This is a genomic window from Levilactobacillus enshiensis (assembly GCF_007115095.1).
In the GTDB taxonomy this organism is placed as follows: Bacteria; Bacillota; Bacilli; order Lactobacillales; family Lactobacillaceae; genus Levilactobacillus; species Levilactobacillus enshiensis.
Map to the genome: position 1 here is coordinate 214,021 of NZ_SULH01000005.1, position 17,666 is coordinate 231,686.

Annotated in this window: 11 protein-coding genes; 5 read left to right on the forward strand and 6 right to left on the reverse strand. The window is 49.4% G+C overall.

Going from position 1 to position 17,666, the window contains the following annotated elements:
* Positions 1-489 precede the first annotated feature (489 nt).
* Entirely contained in the window at positions 490-2,391 is a 1,902-nt protein-coding gene (locus tag FAY32_RS07060; RefSeq protein WP_143462746.1) for a heavy metal translocating P-type ATPase, read from the forward strand.
* 139 nt (positions 2,392-2,530) lie between these two features.
* On the opposite strand, the gene FAY32_RS07065 is transcribed toward FAY32_RS07060, so the two are convergent.
* From FAY32_RS07065 to FAY32_RS07080, 4 genes are all read right to left on the reverse strand, one after another.
* Positions 2,531-3,247, reverse strand: a complete 717-nt coding sequence (locus tag FAY32_RS07065; RefSeq protein ID WP_158727556.1) for an antibiotic transporter permease — start codon at positions 3,245-3,247, stop codon at positions 2,531-2,533.
* 1 nt (position 3,248) lies between these two features.
* Complete coding sequence (locus FAY32_RS07070; RefSeq protein ID WP_143462748.1) at positions 3,249-3,983, reverse strand: multidrug ABC transporter permease; 735 nt, start codon at positions 3,981-3,983, stop codon at positions 3,249-3,251.
* A gap of 2 nt (positions 3,984-3,985) precedes the next feature.
* Positions 3,986-4,750, reverse strand: a complete 765-nt coding sequence (locus tag FAY32_RS07075; RefSeq protein ID WP_143462749.1) for an ABC transporter ATP-binding protein — start codon at positions 4,748-4,750, stop codon at positions 3,986-3,988.
* Between the two features lie 448 nt (positions 4,751-5,198).
* Positions 5,199-6,032, reverse strand: a complete 834-nt coding sequence (locus FAY32_RS07080) for an Ig-like domain-containing protein (protein ID WP_143462750.1) — start codon at positions 6,030-6,032, stop codon at positions 5,199-5,201.
* A 286-nt stretch (positions 6,033-6,318) separates the two neighbouring features.
* Between FAY32_RS07080 and FAY32_RS07085 the strand changes: the two genes are divergently transcribed.
* Positions 6,319-8,046, forward strand: a complete 1,728-nt coding sequence (locus FAY32_RS07085) for an ABC transporter ATP-binding protein (RefSeq protein WP_158727557.1) — start codon at positions 6,319-6,321, stop codon at positions 8,044-8,046.
* Positions 8,047-8,331: 285 nt separating this feature from the next.
* On the opposite strand, the gene FAY32_RS07090 is transcribed toward FAY32_RS07085, so the two are convergent.
* Complete coding sequence (locus tag FAY32_RS07090; RefSeq protein WP_143462752.1) at positions 8,332-9,165, reverse strand: aminoglycoside N(3)-acetyltransferase; 834 nt, start codon at positions 9,163-9,165, stop codon at positions 8,332-8,334.
* A 228-nt stretch (positions 9,166-9,393) separates the two neighbouring features.
* On the opposite strand from FAY32_RS07090, the gene FAY32_RS07095 reads away from it, so the two are divergent.
* From FAY32_RS07095 to zwf, 3 genes are all read left to right on the forward strand, one after another.
* Complete coding sequence (locus FAY32_RS07095; protein ID WP_158727558.1) at positions 9,394-11,505, forward strand: MucBP domain-containing protein; 2,112 nt, start codon at positions 9,394-9,396, stop codon at positions 11,503-11,505.
* 200 nt (positions 11,506-11,705) lie between these two features.
* Positions 11,706-11,882 (forward strand): hypothetical protein, encoded by a 177-nt coding sequence (locus FAY32_RS14605; RefSeq protein ID WP_225428305.1) that lies wholly within the window; start codon positions 11,706-11,708, stop codon positions 11,880-11,882.
* 694 nt (positions 11,883-12,576) lie between these two features.
* On the forward strand, positions 12,577-14,064 hold the full coding sequence (gene zwf / locus FAY32_RS07100) for a glucose-6-phosphate dehydrogenase (protein WP_143462754.1): 1,488 nt from the start codon (positions 12,577-12,579) through the stop codon (positions 14,062-14,064).
* A 285-nt stretch (positions 14,065-14,349) separates the two neighbouring features.
* On the opposite strand, the gene FAY32_RS07105 is transcribed toward zwf, so the two are convergent.
* Complete coding sequence (locus FAY32_RS07105; protein ID WP_225428307.1) at positions 14,350-17,601, reverse strand: MucBP domain-containing protein; 3,252 nt, start codon at positions 17,599-17,601, stop codon at positions 14,350-14,352.
* Between the last annotated feature and the right edge of the window lie 65 nt (positions 17,602-17,666).

A 17,666-nucleotide genomic window follows, 5' to 3' on the forward strand; every position in this document is an offset into this window, starting at 1 on the left:
GCCACTAATCATTGACGCAACCAACGTAAACATATTGCGCCCAACTGCTACTAATTCTAACAAAGCGAATGGTAAAAACAGCGCATTTAAGGTACGGAACCATTTTGAATAAGTCTCAAAAACATTAAACGGCCGCATACGTCCCACCCTTTCCGAAATCGGATTGTCTGCTGACGGCTACTAACCTATAGACATTTACCCTCTCAATCAAGGAGCATAGTCCCTAATCTCTTTTCTGGCGAGCGATTCGCAAAAAAGGCCCCTCCGTAAGTTCAGTTTTCTTCTCAATCCCCATTGCCGAACTGACAACCGAAGATGACCAGCTTTCCTTTTGACACTTGCTCGGCTTGACTTCAAGAAATACGCATTTCTTTCGCCAACTTGATTCGCATCAAGTTAATGTTTCATCGTTCAAGGCATAATGAGTACATAAACAAGGACATCAGAACTCATAGCCAAAGAACAAGCATAGAAAGGAACGTAATTCATATGGCATTTCAACGTTATATCTACTCACACACTAACCCCATCACTTTCTGGTCTGCCGGCCTCATCATCGTCGGCTTTCTCAACAACTGGTTCACGCACATCGCTTACGTGACCGACGTGGCCTGGATCATCGCTTCCGTTATCGCCGCTACCCCCATCATCCTCCGGGCCATCAGCGCGCTTAAAGCCAAAGTCTTCAGTATTGAATTGTTAGTCGGCATCGCCGTTATCGGGGCGTTTGCCATCGGGGAATTTGAAGAATCTGCCATTGTGACTTTCCTCTTTCTCTTCGGGTCTTACCTCGAACAAAAGACACTGGCCAAGACGCGGGGCGCCATCCAATCCCTAACTGAAATGGCCCCAACGACCGCCCTCCTCGTCGGTGACGACGGGACGACCGAAGAAGTCGACGTGGACGATCTGGAAGAAGGCAACGTGGTCTTAGTCAAGGCCGGTGGTCAAGTTCCTGTCGACGGCAAAGTCATCGACGGTACTGGTTACGTCAACGAAGCCTCCATCACTGGTGAATCGCGGCCCGTCAACAAGGCCAATGGCGATGGCGTCTTCTCCGGTGCCATGGTCGAAAGCGGCACCTTACAGATTGAAGCCACCCAAGTTGGGGACGAAACGACCTTCTCCAAGATTATCGAACTGGTCGAAGAAGCCCAAGATACCAAGTCGCCTGCCGAAAAGTTTATTGATAAATTTGCCCAATACTACACCCCAGCCGTCCTGATCATCGCCATTCTGGTCTTTATCTTCTCCCGTGACCTGAAGCTGGCCATCACCGTGCTGGTTCTGGGTTGCCCTGGGGCCCTGGTCATTGGTGCACCCGTCTCTAACGTTGCTGGTATCGGTAACGGCGCCAAGAACGGCATCCTGATCAAGGGTGGCGACGTGGTTGAAAGTCTTGCCAAAGTCGACACCATCGTCTTCGATAAGACCGGGACCTTGACCACGGGTAAGATGACCGTCGCTGACATGGAATCTTACACCGATGACCAAACGTTATTAGCCGGGGTTGCCCAGATTGAGAAGACCTCTGATCACCCGTTAGCCCAAGCCATCACCACGAACCTCGCCGCGCACATCAAAGATGACGCTACGACGATTGAAACGGAAACCATCAAAGGCCGCGGCATGGTCGGTAAGTGGGCCGGTCATGACCTCTACGTCGGCAACGCTGCCTTACTGAAAGATAACGGCATCAAGTTGACTGCCGAACAACTGACCGATTTACACCACATGCAAGACGAGGGGCAATCCACCGTCTTAGTCGGCTACCAAGGCGCCTTAGCCTTTATCCTAGGTGTCGCCGATACGGTGCGCCCAGAGGTTCCGGGTGCGCTAGCCGCTTTGAAACGCCAAGGTATCAAGCACCTCGTGATGTTAACGGGGGACAACCAAGCGACCGCCCAAGCCGTTGCTGAATCATTGGGTATCGACGAAGTGCACGCCGACTTACTGCCAGCTGACAAGGTCACCTTCGTTAAGAAATTCCAAGACATGGGCCGCAACGTTGCCTTCGTTGGTGATGGTATCAACGACAGTCCTTCCCTCGCTACAGCTAGTGTCGGTATCGCCATGGGTGGTGGGACCGACGTCGCTATCGAAACGGCTGACGTGGTCCTGATGCAATCCAGCTTTACTGCTCTGAATCATGCGGTTGGTCTGGCCAAGAAGACCTCTGCCAACACTAAGGAAAATATCACCATTGCCATCGGCGTCGTCATCTTCTTGCTGATTGGCCTGGTTTACGGTTACATCTACATGGCCAGTGGGATGTTCGTCCACGAAGCCTCCATCCTGGTCGTTATCTTCAACGCGATGCGCCTGATTGGTTACCGGCCTAGCGTGGCTAAGCGTCCTAAGCCAGCTGCACAACAATTGGCGACGAACTAAATTGAATCAATTTTCTACGAAACAAGGTCACCATCCCCGCGAATGCGGAATGGTGACCTTGTTTTTTGTCATTTTTTACTGGCCCATAACTGAAATCCAACTGTCTATTATCTTACTGGAGACGCTTCAATCAAGACGGCTACCACACACGTACCGGCCTTTTTAATAGTGTTCGGAGTTGCAGCAGATAGATTGTGACACCCACCATTCCCCATAGCAAATCAACTTCCAAATCCAGATACCACGGCGAATTTCCAGTAACAACGAATCCAATCGTCTGTGAAAATGGGAATAATCGACTAAACAGTCTTAGCCACGCGGGATACTTTGTAATGACCACCAGTGCCCCCGACACAATCGTCGTTAGTGACCCAATCAAGTTTAAGTAGAAATAGGGATTGTTGTTTTTCCAGGCTGCAACACCACAGAAGAAGCCCAGTATCAAGCCCGAAAAAATCAGTACCGGTACCATTACCACTGCTCTCAGCAGCAACTGAACTGGCGGATTAAATAGCAGTAAGACCAAGAGGTTCACGCTAACGGAAAGTAAACTGGTGAGCACCACCGCTGCAATCTTCGCTCCCCAATAAGCGACTGAGAACGGCCGTTGAACCAACAATTCACGGTCAATTCCCAAGTCACGATCCATGACAAATAGCCCTGTCATGCTTTCCATTGCCAGTTCACCGCTCGCAATTACAATGGCAGCGACAGCCACCGACCAATTGAAGGTGTGCGTATACTGCGAATCAATCAATACTAGCAAGGCGAGATTGATAAAAGGAATCAGCATAAAATTAACGAATCCTGTTCGCCAATTTTGCAGGTAAGGTAATGAGGTCAACTGTAGCCACATCTTACATCACCCCCGTGCTGCCAGTTTGCTTGGCAATATACATGATTCGGCCAGATAAAATTAACGTCAATGCCGTCCATAACACCAGACTACACAAGAAACTCAGCCAGTTCATGGTGACCTGTTCGTTTAACAACCAGTTCACCGGTGCCGCAATGGGAATGACCCACTCGCCCACATTTAATAGCGGTCGGACTAGTGGCGATGACCCAAATAGCCCCGATAAGAGGAGTAACGGAATCGTCATGAGTTCCTCGTAGACAATTGCGTTAACCGTCAGCACGAAAAATGCTGCAATCAGCTGATCCATCAACGCAGCTCCCAACCACAATAGTCCCATGACCATGATCAGTTGCCACGACACATTAGCGTGTCCCGTTTTCAAGAGCACCGCTAACCCGTAAGCTACTGGAAAAGCCAGCAAGCCAAAGCTGGCCGCCGGCAACAGGAGTGCTGCTAGTGAACAGCGATTATCAATCCGGGTATTCGTAATGTAACGTAGCGTCCCCTGATAGCGTTGAAAGCCGATAGCACCTGCCGCCGTGGTTGCCGAGGACCATAGTCCAAAAACACCACTGCGGACCCACAGATTAGGATCACTCAAATTGTGCGTCGCATAGGCCATGACATACTGGAGCAGAAAAATCGACACCGTACTCGAAACCGTTAGCCAGAAGAAGTACTGGTTGGACGCATAGAGTTTCAAGTGAAACCAAAACAATCTAAGAAAGCGCATAGTTAGGGCCTCCTTAGCATTGGCGCCAATGCCAGGTAGGATTCTTCTAAGGTTGCCACCCGGTCAATATGATGGACATCTGATTGGGAAACAATTTCGGCAACCGTTCCTGTCATAAAGATTTTCCCAGCCCCAAATAGAAGTACGCGGTCGGCTAACATTTCAATCTCGCTCATCGTATGACTGGTCAGCAATACTGCCACACCAGCATCTGCTAGTTGCCGAATTGTCTGGTGAATGTCATTGGCAATTTCAACATCTAACCCACTCGTTGGTTCATCTAATAATAGTAACGGTGGGTTGCCCAGGAGTGCTCGGGCAATGTGTAGGCGTTGCCGCATCCCCTTAGAGAAGAATTGGACCTTTTTCTGCGCCACGTTTGCCAAGTCCACGACCTGTAAAACACGCTGAACTTCCTGACGCTGTTTGCGCCAAGGAATTCGCGCCAGGTCTGCAAAAAATAGTAGATTTGCTTGGGCACTTGCGCGGCCGTAAAATCCCAGATCACCACCCAACACCACGCCGACCTTAGGTTTCTCATCCTTCTTGTAACGATCACGACCATTAATCAAAACCCGTCCACTAGTTGGCAACAGGTAGCCACCCACCATGGAAACAATGGTCGTTTTGCCAGCACCATTGGGTCCTAATAAAGAAACAATTTCCCCCGGCTGAATACCAAAGGAGACATCAGTAACCGCGTGAAAGCTGTCCTTATGTGTCACAAAGGTCTTGCTAAGATGCTGGACCTCTAGAATATTTTCCATAATTAAATAAGCCCCGGTTCATTTTTCGCCTGTATCTAACTCTTTCCTTCATTTTTGAGGTCGCAACCATCGTCACATGGCTGTTAAAACTAACGTCACGCATATCGCATTTCCTACTTTCATTTTTAAATTTAGTGTGGAGCTGTCATCTAATGACTGTTCCACTAGCAGAATATCCCCCGTCCCTTTCAGGTGCAACTTAATCGCCGCAAATACTGCGTGTAACTATAGCTGACCAACATAACCACTGAAGAACTAGAAGACAAGATTCTTCACCTATACACTGGTTTTGTGCTTATTACACACCGATTCAATCAAGACCTGTTTAACCAATCCGACAATATTATGGTGGAACAAAAATGGCCCGCGAAATCCATTCAGATTTCACGAGCCATTCTCTGTTTCAACGACCAACAGTCGCTGGAACCATTTATTTAAATTTTTTTGCTTAAGCCTTCGTGAACGTCCACTTAGCAGCTGGCGCAACGCCGGCCTTAGTTGAGATCACTTGGTTCTTGCTGTTAACGATCTTGAACTTCTTTGCGGAAGTAAAGCGCATGTAGAAGGTTTCAGCCGTCTTAGAGCCCTTAGGCGTGTAAGTAATCTTCCAGAACGTAGGGGTCTTTGCATCTACGCTGTACTTCGCGTAAGAAACCAGAGTCTTGACCTTCTTGCCGTTCTTGTAAAGGGTTTGGTTAAAACCAGTCTTTTGGCTGAAAACCAGCTTTTGGGAGTACTTGTTGGCCGTGTTAGAAGCCCAAGTCCCAGTTGGCGTCTTAACGGAGAAACTAGCAGCCGTGGTCTTCTTCGTTGCCGTCTTGGTTGCAGTTGTCTTCTTCGTGGTGGTCTTCTTGGCCGTCGTCTTAGTTGCGGTCTTCTTCGTGGTCGTTGCCGCCTTCGTTGCAGCAGCTTGGACACGGATGATCCGGTAGAAGTAAGCCTTGGTCTTCGCGTTCGTTGCGTAAACGTAGACGTTAGCATCCTTCTTTAGCTTGTTGGACAACTTGATGGTGTATTTCCCAGTCGTCTTAGAAGCCGTACCACTTGCCAAGTTCTTCTTAGCATTCTTCGTGGCCTTGACCGTGATCTTAGACCCCTTCGTCGCAGTCCCTGAAATCGTCGTTGACGTCGTGTAAATGGCGTTAACGTTCAAACTTGGGCTAACGTAAGTGGACTTCGTTGCCGCGTGTGCCGTTGTGGGCGTAACTGCAGTAGCTGGGACCGTTGCGCCGACAGTGGCCAACGTGACTAACCCAGTCAAAGCAACCATAAATTTCTTCATTATATTCTGACCCCTTAGTCTACCGGCAGTTACCCACCGGCATATTTTTTAAACCGTCTTGTAGTATAACAGATTTTTTACAAAATCGTTACACAATCTAACCAGAGTTTAGGGTTTTTTAACTACCCTTAAACTAGTCTTAATCTTCAATTAGTGATTGGGTTAACTGGTTCCGGAGATAAGTTAATGTGATCGTTCTAACATTCAACGTCTAAGCATTAAAATTAGATGGCAGTTTTTTTATAAGGTGCTACAATTACTGCAACAGACAAGGAGCGCGATGCTGATGACACAGGCAAAACGACGCAGTAACGTCATGACCCTATTTGATCAAATTGATTTCCCAAAATTCTTATTTTTCGGTGGTATTTTACTTTCACTTGGCGGCGTTGCTTTCTCATTGATTCTACCATTAGAGGTGCGCACGTTTGTCGACAGCTTTAAGACGCACTTTTCCGCACGAAGTATCATTTTAATTGTTATCATGTTAATTGGATCGACTATCCTTGGCATGGTCGGTGACTACACTCTCGGTGTGGCTGGTGAACGCATCGTCAGTCAACTGCGACGTAATATTTCAGCTCACATCGTTACCCTCCCAGTCCCCTTCTTTGACACCCATCGGTCGGCTGAAGTCGCTAGCCACGTGAGCAGTGATACTGAAAAAATCAACGAGCTAATCAGTGGCAACGTAAATACCCTGGTTTCTGGTCTACTGCTAACGATTGGATCACTTATTATTCTATTCACCATTAGCCCCGTCTTAACCACTATCATTATTGTCGCCCTGACAGTGATGGCAGTGGTCGTTGCTCTGATTTCCAAGAAACAGGTTGGCCTCTATCACAAAACGCAAAATCAACTCGGCAAGTACAACGCTGATTTACAACAGAGTATTGCTGAGATTCGACTAATCAAGACTTCCGACGCTGAACCAGCCATGATCAAAATTCTAACGGAACGAATTAACAGACTTTATCGAACCAACCTCCGTATCACATTTCTCAATGCATTAATCGACCCAATCGAACTCACCATTCTTATGGGTACGATTTTCTTCGTTTTTATTGCGGGTGGTTCGATGGTTTCCCGTGGATCCATCACTATTGGTACGTTAACGTCATTTCTGATTTATGTGTTTCAGATTCTCACACCAGTCGCCAATGTCGGCAATAATTTAACCAAATTCAGAGCTGCTAATGGCGCCGCCCAAACACTGACCGAGCTGCTCAACGAACCCGGCGAGGCGACCACTACGCTCAGTGACGACGTTCCCACCACCTCATCGGCCATCACTTTTGATCACGTCAACTTTAGCTACCAGACGAACGACGGCCCGACCATCAACGACCTGTCCCTGACGATTGCGCCGCAGAAAACAACGGCCTTCGTCGGTCCCAGTGGTGGTGGGAAGTCCACGATTCTTAGCTTGATTGAACGCTTTTACCATTTGGACAGCGGGACCATCACCTACGCCGGCCGCAACGTCCAGGACATCCCCTTGCCGCAGTGGCGCGCATCCATCTCCTACGTCTCGCAACAAGCGTCGATGCTGTTCGGCACGATTCGCGACAACCTGGTCTTCGGGTTAACGGCTACACCGGATGATGAGACGATCAACCAGGCACTATCGGCCGCGGCGGCACTAGACTTCGTCAATGATTTACCAGCTGGACTCGATACGGAACTCGCCGAGCAGGCACAAAACCTCTCCGGTGGGCAGATTCAACGATTGATGATTGCCCGCGCCTTCTTACGCCCCGCACCCATCATTATCCTCGATGAAGCCACGGCCAGCCTAGATAGCGCCTCAGAACAGTCCATTGAGACGGCCATTGAACGGCTACGCCAGACGAAAACCATCATCATCGTCGCTCACCGACTAGCCACCGTTAAAAACGCCGACACCATCTTCTTCATCGAAAAGGGTGCCGTCACTGGTTCTGGTACACATCAGAGTCTGATTGCCACGCACCCGCTGTACCGAGCATACGTGAAGGAACAGTTGGTTTAACGTCACCATTCCAAAAGCGCTCAAAGTAGCAGTTTCTGCCGCCCTGAGCGCTTTTTAATTTTCAGCTAAAGGTTGAAAGTTCGAAAATTCTTACCAGAGCCTAGCTAAACCGATCACCTGCGGCTGTCAGCTCAAAGCGAGGTCCAAGACCGTTTCTCAGGCTTGGACCATCCTGCCCACAGCGTTCCAAGCCAAATCTGGCGAACGGTAAGGCGGTAGCTTAGCCAATATGGCGTCTCAAAGCCTCGCCGGTAATCTCAAGTGCTATAGCTATTTTCAAATTCTTTACGCCTTAAACGTCCCTAATCGGGCATCCTTTTCCCGGTAGTAAGCCAGCGCAAAGTCCACGATGGCCCGTAAAGAAAAGGTCCGCAACATAGTGCCGTTGGCCAATTTCAGCTCATGAACGGCCGTCCGATTAGCCGCTATGAACTTGGCCCCCATTTCATTAAAGTCGTCATAGGGTTCCAGCTCGACTGAGGCATAGTCGACCCAGGTCGTTTGGCCGTTGACCAGCACCGGCGCTGATTCTTGGAAACGGGGGCGGTCCAGCTGCGACTCCGCCAAGTGAATTGCCGTGCAACTTTCAAAGTCCGTGCCCAAGCACACCACTTTAGCGTCCAGGTCGTAAAGCTTCTGCAGCGGACTATTCACGCCAAACGGTAGGTCGTAGGTCGTCGTTTCGCAAATTTTCTCAGCGTCCTTGCCCCACGCCGTTAACGAACAGGTCGGGTGCCCACTGCGGTGAACGCCCGGTTGGTTACGGAAATACTCCGGGGTCAAGCCGATGTAGTGCACCGGCGTCGTCTGCGGATCGTACCCCGGCAAGCCCGCAATCACCTTTGACTGCTGCGAGGTTTCTACTGGCGGGTAGAGCCATTCCTTAGGGTCCGAATAATCCGCCGTCTGGGCCGGCATCGCAATGTTACCCTGGCTCAAAACGGCCTGTAGTGTGCTGACCACCGTCTGTTCGCCACCCGGAATAAAACCAAATGCGCTTAACTTTGTATGAACCAAGCACGAATCCGTGGCGGTCAACCCGAGCTGGCGTAAATCAGCTGCTAGTTCAGCACCGGTTGTCACGGTGGTAATGGTCTTTGCTTTCCAATCTGTCGTCATGTCATTTCCTCTTTTCGTCGTTCCTCTCATTTTATCATTATTTTCTCATTTTGCGAGAACTATCGTAACCGTTGCCCCAGCTCGTTTTCCAACCGCCATCAGTGAACCCCTGCCGTAAATCATCATGGACCCCATTTTTTGCGGGACATAAACACAGCTTTAATCTAGTTCAGAGGATATAATGTCTATAGAGAGAGAAATCTGACCTGCCAATCAAAGGAGGCGTTCATGATGTCCAACACCCTGACCCGGGCACCCCTAGTCCTAGCACTTATCGCGGGTGGTCTGATTGCTAGTGGCGAAGTCACTGCTCACGCCGATGATGCACCAGTGTCCGCAACGACCACCCAGAAGCAAGAAAGTGTGGCACTCGCCGATCAATCCAGTGTAACGCTCACGCCGACCGCTCAGACCGACGAAGTGACCCCTGACGAGACGGCTGCCCCAACAAATGATGAAACGACGATCCCACCGACAACAACGACCGAAGAATCCGAGCCGCCAGCAGCAGGCCCTGCAACTCCAGAACCCCCGGCCGAACCGGTAACTGATACTGGCGAAACACCAACCGACGACAAAGCGGACGCGGCAGCAAAACCTGAGACAACACCTGCTAAGTCAACGGATGATCAAGTCACGACCGACCCAAACATCGGCAAACCCGATACACCCAAGGATGGCACGACCACCGCTGTGCATTCCACTAACGCCGCACCCACGGGCTTAGCGAAGACCGCCGCCCAGGTTACGCCGCAGAGTGATCCCGCCGATGACGAACTGGTCATCATCGCCGACCCTACCCTGGAACAAGCCGTTCGCGACGGCTTCTCTTTAAAGGGTGACGCCCCGCTAACCTATGGCGTCATTCGCCGTTATGGTAGCAATGGCTTCGATAGCCAGGTTCCGCTGACCATCAAGGTGGTCAATGGCAAGACGATTAAGAGTTTGGCTGGTCTAGAAGCGTTAAAATACATGCCGCAAAACAAGTTGATTTCCTTTGCGGTGACTATCGCTGACGACAAGCAGGTGGCCTCTAACCTCGACTTTTCGCCATTAGTGGATTTACGCTTCCAAAAATTTGAAATTTCATCGAACTATTTCGGTTTGATGTCTGACGATGCGCTGAAAACACTCATGCAGATCGACCCGAACGTGATCGAATCGGTCAGCCTGACTGGTAGTCTCTATATGAAGAATAAGGACGGAATGACTAACCGCCAGCTGGCTTTACTCGGTCCTTGGCTGACCACCGTTGCCAACAATGGTCAGGGTGCCTATGGATTTAACCATCTGACGCTGTCGAATAATCGTTTAACGGATTTCCGACCGCTCGGTGGCATCACGACTAAAGACGCTTGGATTACGGCCCTGGGTCAGTACTATGACAACCCCGATCCAATCAATATCGTCATTGGCCAACCCGCAACCTTCACCGCCACTGAGTCCCTGGGCTTTCTGGGTGAGCCACTCGACTTTAAGATGCCCTATTCCTATAACGCCAATGCCGAGGGGAAATACGCGCCATTCACTTATCTCGGTAATAGTCAGTATCAGATCGATACCCCGTTTGTCTACGACAATGACCCTGCCAACGACTGGATCACTTATGGACCCTATGGTTTTATTTACGCCAATGGTCCGTCTGAAAAGTACGTCAACGTCATCTACCCGAATAACATCGAACTTCAATATGATGTCCGCATCTACCGAAAGGTCAACTGGCTGGAACATCCCCAATTGACCGTGAAACTCATGACGGTCGATGGTCAAGAACTGGCAACCGTAGACCGGGATGGTAAATTGATCGGTGATGCCTTTGATGTGACCGACCTGACCAAGCGCGACGGTTACACCTTTGTCGCCGACAAGAGTGATGACCTGACAGGGACGTACCAACAGGATCCCCAGACACTCACGTTAGTCTTTAAGAAAACACCGCCGACGGTAACCCCTGGTGGTCCGGACCCCGAAACGCCAGAAACACCAGATCCAGGTGAACCAGAAGTTCCCGGCACACCAGATCCTGGCAACCCTGGGACACCAGGAGAACCAGGCAATCCGGGTGAGGTCGTCACTCCCGGCGGTGACGGCGACTTGGTCAACCCTGACAAACCAGGTAGCGGCAACAACGGGCAAACAACCGGTGGCGCAGGTGCGGGGTCATCGACCGTATTACCGACAGCGACTGGTTCACTGAACCATGACCAAGCCCCAACTCAGCAACAAGCAACTGCCCTGCCGCAGACCAACGATGACTCTCAACCTTTCCTCGCCGTATTAGGTGCCGCTTGCCTCGCTCTATTGAGTGGCTTGGGTGTGGCCCTGTTTAAACGGCGGTAATCGCTCGCTTATTGTTGGTTAGTGATTGGCCGTTACTTTTTCACCTACTACTAATTGTGCCAATTTATATAACTTCAGCATTCATCCTTTGATTTCAATCAAAGGATGAATGCGAAAGCTTAATCATTTCTAAAACATACGTTCCCCTACTGATGATTAAAATATGCTATACTGAATCCTATCTTCAGGGGAGGTACATGATGACATTAGACCGAATAGCAAAGGTCAGACTCTACCCTAGTGAAATTCACGCGATCCAACTCTCAGATGAAAACCAAGAGTATCAGCGATTAGCCAACATTGTTAGTGAATGGGTCTTTAACCTCGGCTTCCCAATGAACTATTTAAAAATTAATCATGCCCTGTATAAAAAGTAACGGCTACCGGGTAAACCTGGTAGTTAAACGGGTACCTGTCAATTACCCGATGATGTTGCCACTACGAGTAGGAGTCTCAATTGAGATGTTAGACTACTGTGTCGCCAGACACGTGAGCGACAAGCCTCCGAATTTATTCGGAGGTAATTGACTTTAATACAAAGAATGCGTGGACCACTTGTGTTCGATAACACGTGTAACGGGTCTGAGGCGACAGTCGCAGACTCTTTTGTGTGCTCATCATCCCTGATTGCAATCACTGCCAAATTTTCACTAGCCAGAATCCCAAATAAATTTGCCTAGACCGGTTCCTCTAACGTTACTTTCCCATCAATATTTGGTAGACTGTCCGTGATAGCGATTTCAGTTTGTGGGCACTAAGAAAGGCGCTTCCATGATGCTTACCCAAAAATATAAATGCTTTCATGAAAACTGTTTTTGACTGAAAACGCTGGTTTCATAGTATTGCAACCGGTTGTCCTAAATTTAAATTCTTGCTTTAAAAAGGTCGCGTTTCATGCAGAAGTAGCGTATAATAACTTTCGAAGTGGTCTAGACATACTTGCTAGACACTCGCGGACCCAGGATGGTTGCCCCCATCTTTGGATAACCGGATTGCATCGTTGGATTCTCAATTTTTTGTAGACACAACGCATATAACTAAGGTACTTAAACTTTAAGGAGTGACGATCTCGTGGCAACTGAACGTAAAGCTTTATTCGTGTTCTTCGGTGGTACTGGTGACTTGGCTTACCGGAAACTCTACCCAAGTCTCTTTAACCTCTATCGGAAAGGTAACTTGCGGTCCCATTTCGCAGTTATCGGAACTTCCCGTCAAGCAATGGACGACGACAAGTTCCGTGAAGCCGTTCGTAAGTCTTTAGCCGACAGCGGTAACCGCGCCGACTCAAAGGAAGCAACGGACTTCTCATCTCATTTCTACTACCAAGCCCATGACGTAACCAACACGGCGCACTACTCCGTTTTGAAGGAAGCCGCTGACAAGTTGGACAAGAAGTACAAGCTGGAAGGTAACCGGATCTTCTACCTATCCATGGCCCCACAATTCTTCGGCACGATTGCCCAAGACCTGAAGAGCCAAGGCTTGATGTCCACCAACAAGGGTGCCTTCAACCGCTTAGTCATTGAAAAGCCATTCGGTCGTGACTACGATTCCGCTAAACAATTAAACGATGCCCTAAGCAAGTCCTTCGAAGAAGAACAAATCTTCCGGATCGACCACTACTTAGGTAAGGAAATGATCCAAAACATTGAAGCTCTACGTTTTGGCAACACGCTGGTCGAATCCCTCTGGAACAACCGGTACATTGACAACATCCAAGTGACCCTTTCTGAAAAATTAGGGGTCGAAGAACGGGCTTCTTACTATGACAACAGTGGTGCCTTACGTGACATGGTCCAAAACCACATCATGCAAATCGTTTCCCTGTTGGCTATGGAACAACCTGTTGCCTTCACGGATACTGACATCCGAGCTGAAAAGGTGAAGGCTTTACGGAGCCTGCGCGTTTACAACGTTGCCGACGCCGCAACCAACTTTGTTCGTGGCCAATATGGCTCGATCAACGATCAACCCGACTACCGTCATGAAGACAACGTTCCAGAAGACTCTACGACTGAAACGTTCGTTGCCGGCAAGTTGTTATTTGACAACTACCGCTGGTCAGGCACCCCATTCTACGTGCGGACTGGGAAAATGTTGGCTGACAAGTTCACCCGCGTTGACGTGGTCTTCAAGCGTCCGCTGGTTGATATCTTTGCCTTCCCACAATCTCAAAACACGCCACTGGCTGCCAACGTTTTGACGATCTTCGTTGAACCACATGCCGGGTTCTCTCTGCAATTGAACGCCAAGACCAACGACGCTGGCTTCTCAACGGAACCAATCAAGTTGGACTACTTGGTCGATGCTGAAAAGTCTAAGGATACGCCAGAACCTTACGAACGTCTGTTACACGACGTCTTGAAGGGTGACGGGACCAACTTCTCTAGCTGGCCAGAAGTTTCCTACGCTTGGAAGTTCGTGGATCAAATCCGTCGTGTTTGGGACTTACAAGAACCACAATTCCCTAACTACACGCCACATTCTATGGGACCAGCCGCCGCTGAAGAACTCATTCAACGCGACCACCGTGAATGGATCTACCGTTTAAACAAGTAATTTAAACTAAAAACCACCGCCCTTGCTGGGGTTGGTGGTTTTTTTGTTGTTGCCGCTATCGTGCTTAGGATTGGGGCTAAAATTCTGCCTTACCGTTCGCCCAACTTTGGATTGTGGCTAGTCACTGAAAAGTGATTGGCGGCACTGCCTGTTGCGGACTACCATCTGCTTTGATAGATTCACCTTTTGCTAAGCGTTACTCGCAAACAAAACGCCAAGTTGGCAGCTCAATTGCTGGCAACTTGGCGTTGGTTGACGATTTGGGCGATCAACGATGTGCTCTCTTTACCGCATCTTTCGTTTGACCCCTAATAGGCCGAGAACTCCCCAAGCTACAGAAAGACCGATGATGCCCCAAACCGATGATTTAGTTGACTGCTCACCCGTTTGTGGCAGTATTGTAGCGGTCTGCGGCTTTCGGTTAATTGGCACACCGGTTACCGCTGCCGAACCTGTTGCGGTGGGCGTTACGATTGGCTTAGCAGGCGTCTCTGTGTCCACGGTATCACCATCCCCGGATTCCGTGATAGTCGTGTCAGTATCCGGATTGCTAGGACCTGGCGTTTCGCTGCCACCATTACCGCCGTCGCCTGGGTTACTTGGGCCTGGTGTTTCGCCACCACCCGTTTCCACTGGCGCGTAGATGTAGGTGACCACGATATTTTCCTTACCAAATTTCCCAGTGGCATTCGCCGGGGTCGTCACCAGTTTGTAGCCTTTTGGCGTGGCGGGTTGGGTGACGTACTCTGTTCCCACCTTGCCCGATTGCACAACATCCGGGGCAACTGTCTTTCCATCCGCGGTCTGATGATGAACCGTCACTGTTGTCTGTTCAGCTGGCGGGGTCACTGGCGGTTGGATCTCATCCTTCGCATAAACGTAGAGCACCGTGATTGGCGTGGCACTATATTTACCTGTCGCATTCGCCGGGGTCTTCACTAACTTGTAACCCTTTGGCGTAGCTGGATGGGTAACATAGTCCGTTCCCACCTTCCCCGATTGCACAACATCGGGGGCAACCGTCTTCCCATCTGCGGTCTGATGGTGAACCGTCACCGTTGCTTCTTCGGCAGGCGGGGTCACTGGCGGTTGGATCTCATCCTTCGCGTAAACGTAGAGCACCGTGATTGGCGTGGCACTATATTTTCCAGTGGCATTCTCTGGCGTCGCCACTAGCTTATACCCCGAAACATCACGTGGTGTGGTCGTGTAGTCATCACCTACTAAACCTGCCGATAACACCTCATCAGCCGCAACTTTTTTACCGTCTTTGTCCTGATAATGAACCGTCACGGGCGCCGCAGTTTGCGCGTAGACGTAGATGACCACGATATTTTCCTTACTGTATTTTCCAGTTGCATTTTCTGGCGTCGTCACCAGCTTGTAACCCTGGACAGTTGCCGGCTTGGTCGTGTAGTCATCACCCACTAAACCTTCAGACAACACCTCATCAGCCGCGACTTTTTTACCGTCTCTGTCCTGATAATGAACCGTTACGGACGCCGCAGTTTGCGCGTAGATGTAGGTAACCTCGATATATTCCTTACCATACGTTCCAGTCGCATTTTCTGGCGTCGTCACCAGCTTGTAGCCCTGGACAGTTGCCGGTTTGGACGTGTATTTATCACCCACTAATCCTTCTGATAACACCTCATCAGCCGCGACTTTATTTCCGTCTCTGTCCTGATAATGAACCGTTACGGACGCCGCAGTTTGCGCGTAGATGTAGGTAACCTCGATACTTTCTTTACCATACGTTCCAGTCGCATTTTCTGGCGTCGTCACCAGCTTGTAGCCTTTGACGTCAGCCGGTTTGGTCGTGTAGTCATCACCCACTAGGCCTGCTGGTAACACCTCATCAGCCGCGACTTTATTTCCGTCTCTATCCTGATAATGAACCGTTACGGGCGCCGCAGTTTGTGCGTAGATGTAGGTGACAACGATACTTTCTTTACCATATTTCCCAGTCGCATTCTCTGGCGTTTTCACCAATTGGTAACCTGAAATATCACGTGGTTTGGTACTGTAGTCCTCGCCTATTAAACCTGCTGGAAGCACCTGATCATCCGCAAGCTTTTTACCATCTTTATCCTGATATTTCACGGTAACAGATGCTGCATCGGTGGAAATACGGTAGGGTTGGACGACGTAAAAGTCCTTTTCTTTCATCGGCTCACCGTACTGTCCAAGTAAGTAATAGTAATCCGGTTGAACAATTATATTTACGAAATCAGCGAACTGAGCTGGTGGGGTTGCAGTTCCTGGCTTTTGGTCTTGAATAAAGCTGAAAACAAGTCCACCATTTCCATCTGGCCGTGCATTACCCCCAATGTGGTAAATACGATGATCTTGTTTGAACTGACCGGGATGTATAAAAACTGGTTCAAGAATCGCCCCTGGACCCAGTAATTGAACAACTTCTCCAGTAATCGTTTTACACTGAATCTGCATATGTCCGGTACGGTCCTTTTCACTGACTAAAAGGGGATCAAGCATAATAAATTGAGCAGACGTACGGATTTCTCCCTTATATTCCTTAAGTGGTGAAAAATCTCGAATGTGGTTGTATTGCAAGGAAAGTACCTTTAAATTTTTCAAATTTGCCAACGGTGAAACATCAGTAATTCGATTCTGACGAAGCTCCAGAGTCGTTAACTTCTGCAGATTGGCCAGTGGCGACACATCTACAATGTCTCCGTGATAGGCTCCTGGTTCTATATTGAGACTCCCACCCGCAGTGAATGAAGTTAGATTTTTGGCATACTGCAGCCCTTCCAATGAAAATGGCGTCTTACCGTCGATGTAGGTATCGTAACCTTTCCCATCTGCCACATTAAGGCTATCTAATCGTAATAGATCCTCTTGCGTAATGTCGGCCACGCTATTCCAGGTCTTATCGGTCGCATGTAAATCCTGCAACGTCAATAAAACTACTTTCTGAAGCGTCTTATTGGGCATCCACTGATCAATACTGTCTGTCGCCTGTTTAGGGGCCGCAGTAACTACCGGGGTCTGTGCAAGTTGCTTTTGGACTAGGGGTGCTGCAGCCAATGTTGGCGTCACACTGGTCTTAGTAGCCGAATCCAGTGATGTACTGGTTGCGACTGCCTGCGGTACATTTGGCTCCGGTGTGGTTGACGCCGACTTGTTAGTACTATTTTCTACATTGCTAGTTTGCACTGTGGGCCCCGTGGACCCCGTATCAGTCACTGGTGCTTCTGGCGCCACTGGTTGATCAGCAGGTGTCGGTGTTGGCTCGCGACTTTCAGTTACTCCCCTTGTCTCAGGATTCTCACCAGTAGGAGGCACCTCACCTGATTGTTCGCCCGTTATTGTCGTCGCAATACCAGGCGTTGTCTTCAGTGTTACGGTATTCCCCGTCTCTGATTCGGCGGTCACCCGCACTGATTCCACATCAGCAGATGGCTGCTCGTCCGCATGAGCTGTCGCATTACCAGCCCCCAGAACCACGGCGCCGCTCACAATTCCTGCGACAATCCAGTGTTTTCCACTTTTGTACATCTTATAATGTGTCATAGTCACGTAATCCTCTCCCTAATATAAAAATCGTTATAAAACCATTCTCTATATGCACCAGTTAC